This is a genomic window from Anabaena sp. CA = ATCC 33047, from assembly GCF_963870205.1.
Taxonomy (GTDB): domain Bacteria; phylum Cyanobacteriota; class Cyanobacteriia; order Cyanobacteriales; family Nostocaceae; genus Trichormus.
This window is the reverse complement of sequence record NZ_CAWMSA010000077.1, coordinates 39,765-46,406: the sequence shown is the minus strand read 5'-3', so window position 1 is coordinate 46,406 and position 6,642 is coordinate 39,765. Positions and strand designations below refer to the sequence as shown.

At 36.5% G+C, this 6,642-nt stretch carries 5 protein-coding genes; 1 reads left to right on the top strand and 4 read right to left on the bottom strand.

Annotated features, from left to right (window positions below; all coding sequences use genetic code 11):
• Positions 1–124 precede the first annotated feature (124 nt).
• Positions 125–1,225: a beta-N-acetylhexosaminidase gene (gene nagZ, locus AACS98_RS22025; RefSeq protein ID WP_066384112.1), complete on the top strand. Its 1,101-nt coding sequence runs from the start codon at positions 125–127 to the stop codon at positions 1,223–1,225.
• A 75-nt stretch (positions 1,226–1,300) separates the two neighbouring features.
• Here the strand turns inward: nagZ and AACS98_RS22020 are convergent, their stop codons facing one another.
• The 4 genes from AACS98_RS22020 to AACS98_RS22005 all read right to left on the bottom strand — a co-directional run bounded on the left by AACS98_RS22020 (position 1,301) and on the right by AACS98_RS22005 (position 6,613).
• Positions 1,301–1,714: a KTSC domain-containing protein gene (locus tag AACS98_RS22020; protein ID WP_066384109.1), complete on the bottom strand. Its 414-nt coding sequence runs from the start codon at positions 1,712–1,714 to the stop codon at positions 1,301–1,303.
• Between the two features lie 99 nt (positions 1,715–1,813).
• A complete protein-coding gene (locus AACS98_RS22015) occupies positions 1,814–2,836 on the bottom strand; it encodes a response regulator (RefSeq protein WP_084386954.1) in 1,023 nt (340 codons plus the stop codon).
• 7 nt (positions 2,837–2,843) lie between these two features.
• A complete protein-coding gene (locus AACS98_RS22010; protein ID WP_066384107.1) occupies positions 2,844–5,849 on the bottom strand; it encodes an ATP-binding protein in 3,006 nt (1,001 codons plus the stop codon).
• Between the two features lie 635 nt (positions 5,850–6,484).
• Positions 6,485–6,613 (bottom strand): hypothetical protein, encoded by a 129-nt coding sequence (locus AACS98_RS22005; protein WP_255362923.1) that lies wholly within the window; start codon positions 6,611–6,613, stop codon positions 6,485–6,487.
• Positions 6,614–6,642 lie beyond the last annotated feature (29 nt).

Below are 6,642 nucleotides of genomic sequence, written 5' to 3'. Positions count from 1 at the left end.
CTAACAGAGCAGTGGCAAATGAGACAGGAAGCCTACACTTACTGCTTGCAGAAGTGTAGGTACTTCACGCTATGTTTTGTAGGTTGAATCTAAGCCGTTAGCTATCAATCCCAGGTCAAGTATTATGCCAGTGTTACAGAATCTAGAACGCTTTGGACATCATCTGATTCTTGGCATTTCCGGGACTCAGTTAAGTGATGAGGATAAACGCGCACTCAATGAACTCAAACCAATAGGGGTAATATTTTTCGGGCAGAATTTTGTGAATGGTGTTCCCTACAGAGTTTGGTTGCAAAGTTTTCAGCAGTTAAGCCAGCAAATACGAGAATATACTGAACGCGCTTCTATGTTTTTTACTTTAGACCATGAAGGAGGGCGCGTTGTACGTACACCTTTACCAATTACCAGATTTCCTTATGCTTTGCTGTTGCGATCGCACTCACGGGAAGTAGCCAAAGCCACGGGTATAGAATTAAAATCCTTGGGGATTAACTTGTCTTGGTCGCCCGTTGCAGATATTTTTTCTTATCCCCAAAATCCAATTATTGGCCCTCGTGCTTTTGGTATCACACCGGAAACTGCCAGTAAACACAGTATCGAATATTACCAAGGATTAAAAGAAGCCGGAATTTTGGGATGTGCCAAGCATTTTCCGGGACATGGCGACACTAACAAGGACTCTCATATTGAGTTACCAATACTCAATCTCTCTCTGGAAGAATTGCGAAGCAGAGAATTAATACCCTTTAAAGCTTTGATTGCGGAACAGATTCCCATCATCATGACAGCACATATTCTATTTCCGCAAATCGACCCTGATTTACCGGCGACGCTATCACGGGCTATCCTGAAAAATATCCTGCGGGAAGAACTGGGCTTTGAGGGTGTTGTAGTATCTGACGACTTGGATATGAGGGCTGTTGCCGATATGTTTACTCAAAGTGGTACGGTAGCGCGGGCGTTTTACGCTGGCTGTGATTTATTTATTGTCTCGCGCAATATCCATACTTCTTCAATTGAACATACTTATAAAATTGCTGAGGATTTTGTCGAGTCTTTAAATAACGGTAGCCTTGCAGAGTCTGTGGTAGAAGCAGCGAAGGAGAGAATTGAACAGCTATTAGCAGTTACTCCCCAATATGCGGTACAAATGTTAGATAAACAGACATTAGTACAGCACGCAGAATTAGCGATCGCTTGTACTTTTGAGGATGCCGTTTGTTAATGTAGATGGGCTTGATTTCTGAGTTTAGAGACGTTACGCCTAACGTCTCTAGATATTAAATTTTTTTGTTGAAAATCAAATATAATCTAGGCGATCGCATTCATAGCGACCTTTAATTTCTTGGTTAAAAAATTGACCAACAGACTCTGCTGATTGTAAATCTTCCCAGGTTTCTGCTTCTACTCCTGAATATTCGTAAATTGCTCCGTTGTGAAACTCAACTTGCAATACTTGTTCATCACTACAGTAGCCTACAGCATTTGCCATTGATGAGCTAACTGGTAACATGGCAATTGGTGCTTCTACATAAGGTAATTCAGGAGTTTCGGCCACAATTTCATTTAGCTGTTGCAGTCCTTCAAAAGCTTGGACGGGTGCAGGAATTTCTAACAACTCCAGTTCTTCGCCTCGGTCGAGCAATAATTGTAAATATCCATCAGTATGAGCGATCGCTACTAAATTGCTCAAGTCGATTTTAGATAACTTCATGATGCTCTCCTGTTGGCTGGGGAAATCTAGACAATCAGAAATGTTTTAATACAGATGTACTAAATTAGCAGATGATTGTCAATCAGGTTCATCAAATCTTTAAAAACCCTGATATGCTTGGGTTGGAAGGATGGACATGGCACAGAGAGATAATATTTGTGTGACTAAGCGCGTTTCTAAGTCAGAAAATACTTCAAGATGGTTTTTACACAGCCAAAGATGGCCGATAATGCCTTGAGTGTCGAAAACTGGGTAAAGCAAAATTGTGTGTTTACAAGTGAAATCAAGATTTGATTCAGGTTCCCACCAGCAAAACTGAAAACTGGGTTCTGGTAGTGATTTTTGATAAAATTCGGCTAATTTTGCTAACCGTTGAGAGACATTACAGGCTAAGGAATTATGATGAGCGATCGCATATTGATGCTTAATGGTACAATTTTTAAAATCTGAATCATAAGTAGTGAAGTAACAAGCCTCAAACTGTAAACTCACTGCCAACTCTTGGACGACTAGCAGCCAAATATCTACGGGTGATTGTTCATAGATTGTAGTAGTAATTACCTGCATTGCATCTACTAAAGCGAGCGATCGCTGTAGTTGATTAGTCAATTCTAAAATATCTTCTTCATAACCTCGTTGAATTTTCTGTAACTCTGCTTCTATTTTTTGGCGTTTGATAATTTCTTTTTGTAGTTTTTGATTTTGTGCTTTTAGTTGTTTTTCTTGGTGGTGAATAATTAATTGATTGTTCACTCTAGCCAAAACTTCTGATTCTTGAAACGGCTTTGTAATATAATCAACTCCTCCCATATCAAAAGCTTTAATCTTATCTGCTGTTTGGTCTAAAGCACTAATAAATATAATAGGAATATCAGCAGTTTTCGGGTGAGACTTTAATTGTCTACACACCTCATAACCATTCATTTCTGGCATATTGATGTCAAGCAAAATCAAATCAGGAGGCTCAAGTTGAGCAGCCTGAATCGCCATTTTACCACTAATAGTTTTTCTAACTTTAAATCCTCTTGATTCTAGGATTTTAGATAATAACCGCAGATTATCTGGCGTATCGTCAACCAGCAAAATTGGCCCAGACTCATAAAAGTATTCAGGTAGAGACATATTTAATTCACCCTGGGGAAGTTAAGTTAACAATTGTTTCTAGATGAAAGTTATCAACTAAATCTTTTAGTGCCTCAGCGAGTTGCTGCTCAGATGCAGGTATTTGATTAAATAAATTATAGAGTTTAGCATCGTCAATTAATAGCGCAGCTTCATGGACTTGGGCAATCCAATTAGCAGACATTACCTGTAAATCAGCAGCAGTGAGTTTTTGCAATTTCTTAGGAGTTTCAGGAGGAATTAGCAGAGAATTGTCTGCATAAACATAGTGTAAATTTAAATATTGAGCCATTTTGTTAAACAAGACCGTTTCTTCAAAAGGCTTGGCTACAAAATCATCACAGCCAGCGTTTAATACAGCTTGTTTGTCTTCCTGAAAAGCATTTGCAGTCAGAGCAATAATTTTGATATCTTTACCTTCAGACATAGCTCTGATTTCTTTAGTCGCTTCATACCCATCCATCACAGGCATTTGAATATCCATCCAAATAAGATGGGGTTTCCATTCTACACAAAGATTAATTGCTTCTAAACCATTTTCAGCAGCACACACTTCAAAACCAACGGACTCTAAAAGTTTAACCATCAGTTGCCGATTTTCTTGAATATCTTCAACAATCAAAATTCGGTGAGGCGATTGTCCAGGTTCTAAACCAATGACTCGGCGAGTAACTTGTGTAACTGGTAAAACATCAATTTTATCCACCAATGTCAGTTGTACTTGACAACTAAAAGTTGTACCCTGACCAGGAAAACTCCGCACAGTCACATCACCACCCATCAGTTTGGCAAATTGACGGCTAATAGGTAGTCCAAGACCAGTACCCTGCATAAATTGCCGTCCACCTTTAGCCTGTATAAATGCTTCAAAGATCAGATCCATATCTTCCGGGGGAATTCCTGGGCCGGTATCTTCAACTTCAAAGACAATTATCACCTGATCTACAGGTGTTGTGGTAGAGGAAGAATTGAGATAAGAGACTCTGAGTGTAATATGACCAACAACAGTAAATTTAATCGCATTACCAATAAGATTAATGAGTATTTGTCTGAGTTTACCTTCATCACCAAACACATACTGATTTACTTCTTGACCCAGATTGATTGTTATTTCTAAGCCTTTATCTGCGGCTTTCAGGGCGAACATTTCTCTAATTGAGTAAATCAGACGATGTAAGTCAAAATAACTTTCATTTAAAGTTAGTTGACCAGCTTCAATTTTAGACATTTCTAAAACATCATTAATTAAAGCTAGTAAATGCTCACCACTACGGCTAATGATATCTAAATTTTCTTGGTCTTCTGGCGATAAAGAACGATTACGAGTCATTAACTGAGTAAAGCCTAAAATCGCATTCAGTGGTGTACGTAATTCATGACTCATTTTAGCTAAAAACTGACTCTTAGCACGGTTAGCAATCTCCGCTTGTTCAGCCGCGAACTTTAAGGCTGCATGAGAAAATTCTAAGGCGGCAAGCATTAAATTATTCCGCATTTCTTGGGCAACTTCTAAATCAAAATGTTGCCAAGGCAATGATTTCTCTTTAACAGTTTCTTTCCACAATTCAAAGGAGGTGCGTGGTGTTAAACGTAAATTATTCTTGGGATCAACAGATAAGGTTTGATTAGGATTACCTGCCCAATTAACTATTTGAATTTGTTCAGGTCTAAACCAGATAATGTGATATGACCTCTGATTGAGAACAATAGAAATGGCTAAAATACCACAGGCTATATTTTGAAAATTCTTGGCTTTTGGGTAAATTTTTGGCAATGAATCTGTGTAAAAAATCTCTTGAGAATTGCGATTCATCAGCCAGTTGACGAGTTCATATATTGCCGCTTCACTAGGTGTATTACCTAATACTGTGAGTTGTTCTTCTAATAAGATAACTGCACCTTGAGCCTGAACTATATCCAATAAATTAGTTTCATTGCGCTTGAATACATTACCAATGTAGTCAAGTTGATTGGCTAAAGATGCCCTCAGTTCTTCCTGAATTAATTTTACTTGTTGACGATAAATACCTAAATGCTTTTCTTGCTGTTTGACTAATTCAATAGATGCAAATTTGCCGATAAATTCGCAGATTTTACGAATTTCATAATCTAGTTTTTTAGGTGTGTAATGATGACAAGCTATTAAACCCCACAACCTGTTTTGATTAATGAGTGAGATAGACATAGAAGCAGCTACACCCATGTGTTGCAAATATTCTATATGCAAGGGTGATACACTCCTCAAGAATGCGCCACTTAAATCAAGCGGTGTATCTGTGATGGGGTTGTTTGTAGGAATTAATTTCACTGGCTGATAATTAACATCGGGGATAAGTCTCAGCCATTTTTCATAGTAAAGTTGTCTTGCTATTCTAGGAATATCCGTAGCAGGATAGTGCAGTCCTAAATAAGTTTCGAGATGATTTTGTTTATCTTCAGCTACAATTACCCCACTATTGTCTGTTTCAAACTTATAAATCATTATCCGATCAAATTGCGTAACTTTTCGCACGCTTGTAGCAAGATTTTGATAGAGTTCGGATAAGTTTGATGAATTATTGATGTTAGCGATCGCCTTCTCTAAAATTTGATAATTTTCCAGATATTTACTGCTTTTTAAGAATGGCTGTGGTTCTAATTCCAGGATTAATACATTCTCTGAACGATGCAGCATTCCTAAAAATGAGTTAGATTGATTTTTCGGCTGACACTTGCTACTACATTTGAGAGTAATTTCTATTAACGGAATCAAAGATAAATTTTTTTGTGTTAGATATTGCTTGATAATTCTTATCGTTGCTGTGGGGATTAAAAAACTTAAATTTTTCCCCAGTAAAAACTTAGCATCGATTCCTAAATAATCACGCGTATTCTCACTAACTTGTAAAATATTTAACTCTGGTTCCTGCAAGACTATCAGCATACCATGAGGCTGTATACTGCCCGGTATATTAATTGGGTCTTGTTCACAGTTATTCAGATAAATTTGCTCTAATAATTTAATATTTTTCATTTTTATTAATTTATGTTAATTGTTATTTATGTTTTGTTAGATTATGCTAATTGCTAATCAAGCTACTTAGCTAAAATCTTGTTTTTTAGCAAAACTTAACTCTTTTTCAGTTGAGATTATTTTAATTAATTAAGTAAAAAAAATATATAATAACTAATCATTATATAATATCACAATATAATTTATTTAACCAAAGCTTAACTTTTTATAAACAAGGTGATTTGAAAGCAAATTATATTTACTTTTCTGTGTAAAATACCGAATTTATACTATGTTTCAAGAGGAACGACAATGATTAGCGATAGCGCATAACAGTAAAATTACTGAAATCTTAGTCCAGCAAATTAACTACATATCCCAATATATCAAGCAATTATCTATTTATTAAGACATTTAGATGCTAGTTTAGGGAACACCAAGAAATAAATATTTTCTGAGTATGGCTAGGGTTGCTCGTACTGACTTACCCTAAATTTTAGATATTTTTTGCTCTGGAAGTCTCTAATGCAAATATCAGCTATGCTCACTGGGGATAAGGTATTACTTTTAACTATTTATAAGTTATTATGACGAAATATTAGTAAACCTTAATTAAAGTTTATGGAAAAATATAAATTTTTAATGTAAAACCGGACTTATAGAGCCGGGAAAAGTTTCCCCGTGATTTTACCATCTCCCTGGGGAAATTCATCAGCAATATTTTGAGTGTGAGGCAGGTAAGCAGAATCCCGGCGATTAGGGAGAAGGTATTTGGCAAAAGTCATTAAAAACAGCGTATTTCTCAATTTTATTT